General features: G+C 37.0%; 5 protein-coding genes. 1 reads left to right on the top strand and 4 read right to left on the bottom strand.

Annotated features, from left to right (window positions below):
* The first annotated feature begins 81 nt into the window (after positions 1-81).
* Positions 82-771 carry a DNA/RNA nuclease SfsA gene (gene sfsA / locus ABGX27_01260; GenBank protein MEO2068126.1) on the top strand — a complete coding sequence of 230 codons (690 nt, stop codon included), beginning with the start codon at positions 82-84 and terminating at the stop codon, positions 769-771.
* 44 nt (positions 772-815) lie between these two features.
* Here the strand turns inward: sfsA and tpx are convergent, their stop codons facing one another.
* The 4 genes from tpx to ABGX27_01240 form a co-directional block, all read right to left on the bottom strand.
* On the bottom strand, positions 816-1,325 hold the full coding sequence (gene tpx / locus ABGX27_01255; protein ID MEO2068125.1) for a thiol peroxidase: 510 nt from the start codon (positions 1,323-1,325) through the stop codon (positions 816-818).
* 81 nt (positions 1,326-1,406) lie between these two features.
* On the bottom strand, positions 1,407-2,246 hold the full coding sequence (locus tag ABGX27_01250) for a 4Fe-4S binding protein (GenBank protein MEO2068124.1): 840 nt from the start codon (positions 2,244-2,246) through the stop codon (positions 1,407-1,409).
* Positions 2,246-2,386, bottom strand: coding sequence for a thioredoxin (locus tag ABGX27_01245; protein ID MEO2068123.1), 141 nt, complete (start codon positions 2,384-2,386; stop codon positions 2,246-2,248). Before ABGX27_01245 ends, ABGX27_01250 begins: the two co-directional genes overlap by 1 nt.
* The coding region (locus ABGX27_01240; protein ID MEO2068122.1) for a P-loop NTPase at positions 2,379-2,879 on the bottom strand (501 nt) is incomplete at its 5' end. The genes ABGX27_01245 and ABGX27_01240, both read right to left, overlap by 8 nt.

The following is a 2,879-nucleotide window of genomic DNA, read 5'->3' as shown; positions in this document are numbered from 1 at the left end:
AAAGAAGGTTGTAGTTCACGTTGCAAACGCTACAGGACATCTTGGAAAAGAAATTGACTTTGAAATTCAAAAGTCCCTCTAATGGAAAAGATACTAAACGTTAAGGAGCTCCTGGGAGATTTCTCTCGGGGGCTTTTTGTTGAAAGACCAAACAGATTTGTTGGTCTTGTTTCAGTTAAAGGGAAAATCTTTAAAGCGCACATTTCAGATACAGGTAGGTTAAAAGAGCTTTTAATTCCAGAAACTCCCGTTATTCTCGCAAATAACGAAAGAGGGAAGCTTGACTATAAACTTGTTGCTGTTTTAAACGATGGAACTTGGGTTTTCTTAAATACTTCCTTACACTCGAAAATAGCTCAAAAAGTAATCGAGAAGGGTCTTTTGGGATTTATTCCTGAGGAGATTAAGAGAGAAGTAAAGTGGAGAAACAGCCGAATCGATTTTTTAGTAGATGGAAAATTCTACATTGAAGTGAAAGGATGTAACCTAGAAAAAAGGAACATTTGCCTTTTTCCCGATGCTCCGACAGCTAGAGGAAGAAAACATCTTGAAGATTTAATAGAACTAAGAGAAAAAGGATTTGAGACCGCAGTTTTATTTCTAGTTTTTAGAAAGTGTGAATGTTTTAAGCCCCATGAAGTTCAAGATCCAAAATTTGCAAAAACTTTTAAACTGGCACTGGAAAAAGGTGTGAAGTTTTACGCCTTTAAACTCTCTTTTTGTCCTGAAAGTGGATGGATATACTTTGAAAAGGAGATAGCACTTTGTTAATTTAAGGGAGGGAGAAGCCCCCCAAAAAGGGTAGGTCATAATCTTTATACTATTTTCTTTAGTGCTTCGAGAACTTCATCATAGTTTGGTTCTTGTGTAATTTCAGGAACAAGTTGCTTGTAAGCGATTTTTCCGTCCTTATCAACGATGAAAATAGCTCTTGCAAGAAGTCCTTTTAAAGCACCTTCAGCAATAAGAACTCCAAACTTTTCCATATCTCTGTATCTGAAGTCAGAAGCTACATCAATGTTTTCGACGTTAAAGCTTTCACAGAATCTTTTCTCTGCAAATGGTAGATCCATAGAAACTACTGTAACATCAACATTTTCAAAGTCTTTAAGAAGGTTGTTAAACTTTTGAGTCTCCATCTCACAAACAGGAGTGTCAAGAGAAGGAACTGTGATAATTAGTTGAACTTTGTCTTTCTTTCCACCAATAGCCTTTTCAGAAAGGTCTTTCTTTACAACGCAAGCAACAGGAGCTTCGTCTCCAACGTTAAGAGTTGGTCCCGCCAAAACAACAGGATTTCCTTTAAGTGTAACTGTTTCTGCCATATTTATACCTCCATTAGAAAGTTTGCATTTTATTATACAGGATTGTTGGTTAAATTTAAAATTTCTTGAAGGGCTAAAAGACTAATTGTGGTAAGTTTCAGAAGATTTAGGTAATTTAACTGTTGGATAGTTTATTTTGACTACAGAGCAGACTCTTACACAGTTTAAACATCTTAAACAGGCTGGAGAGTTAGGGTCTTCGTAGATCTTGTAATCAACAGGACAGGACTTTTGGCAAAGATTACACTCTATACATTTTTCTTTCTCTACCTTAAAGTCAACGATAGAAAGTTTGTTGAATATTGAAAAAACAGCTCCAAGTGGACATACATATCTACAGAAAGGTCTTTTTATAAAAACTGAACCGTACAGAAATAAAACTCCTAAAGAAAGTTTAAACAGGAAAAAAGCCCCTGCCATGTTCAAGATCATTGAACTTATAGCTACCCAGTAGATACCAGCTTCTAAAGTTCCTGTTGGACAGACCATACAAAAGTACGGCTCTTTGAATAAGAAAGGAAGAAGAATTACTCCAAAAGCTAACATGACATATTTTAGGTAAACAAAAAACCCTGGAAGTTCAAACTTCATGGAAGGGATCTTAAAGAGAAGATCTTGCACTAATCCAAAAGGACATACCCACCCGCAGATCCATCTACCAAATGTTGCCGAAACGCCAGCTATTATTCCGATAGTTAAAAGGGGAATTTTTGAAACAACAAAGAAGTGAGAAAGCGTTCCTATTGGGCATGAATAGACAGAGGCTGGACAGGCATAACAGTTCATTATGGGAAAAGGTATACTCTTTAGTTTGCCAGTGTATAGACGAGAAGTAAAAAAGTTGAAAATAGCAAGGTTTGAGAAAAGCCCTGTAAGAGCTTGGTAAAGTCTTCTATTCTTAAAGAAAGAAACCTTTAACATCACTTAATTCCTATACACGTAAGACATAGAAGTTTTCCGTTATTCCAGATTTCTATAAGTTCCTCCCTGTAAACTCCTATGCCGATTAGAAGTAAGGACAGGAGCATGAAAGCTCCTGCTAGAAGTTTCCTTCTATCCATTATTATTCTCTACTTCCTCTAAAAGTTTATCAACGATTTCCTTAAAACTTCTGGCAGATACACTTTCAGGCTGAGAAATTACTATTGGAACTCCTTTGTCTCCAGCTTCAGCAACAACAGGCTCTATAGGAATTCTACCAAGGAACGGAATTCCTAACTCTTTTGCGGCATTTTCTCCACCACCTTTTTTGAATACTTCTATTTCTTTTCCACAGTGAGGACAGATAAGACCGCTCATGTTCTCCACAATTCCTAAAACTGGAACATTCATCATTTTTGCAAAACTAATGGATTTCTTGGTATCAAGTAGAGATACTTCCTGTGGAGTTGTAACAATAACGAAGCCGTCCATTCCCTTGATAAGCTCAGCAACGCTTAAAGCTTCGTCTCCTGTTCCAGGTGGAAGGTCAACAATGAGGTAATCAAGCTCTCCCCAGTCAATCTCAGCCAAAAACTGTTTTATTGCTTGATGCTTTAAAGGTCCTCTCCATAC

The sequence above is a fragment of the Desulfurobacteriaceae bacterium genome (assembly GCA_039832905.1).
Classification (GTDB): Bacteria; Aquificota; Aquificia; order Desulfurobacteriales; family Desulfurobacteriaceae; genus Desulfurobacterium.
The sequence above is the reverse complement of the archived record's forward strand: the minus strand, read 5'-3'. Positions and strand labels throughout refer to the sequence as shown.

Bases quoted from the DNA above. Each gene is read 5' to 3' on its own strand.
- sfsA (MEO2068126.1), top strand. From the start codon at position 82: ATGGAAAAGATACTAAACGTTAAGGAGCTCCTGGGAGATTTCTCTCGG.
- tpx (MEO2068125.1), bottom strand. From the start codon at position 1,325: ATGGCAGAAACAGTTACACTTAAAGGAAATCCTGTTGTTTTGGCGGGA.
- ABGX27_01250 (MEO2068124.1), bottom strand. From the start codon at position 2,246: ATGTTAAAGGTTTCTTTCTTTAAGAATAGAAGACTTTACCAAGCTCTT.
- ABGX27_01245 (MEO2068123.1), bottom strand. From the start codon at position 2,386: ATGGATAGAAGGAAACTTCTAGCAGGAGCTTTCATGCTCCTGTCCTTA.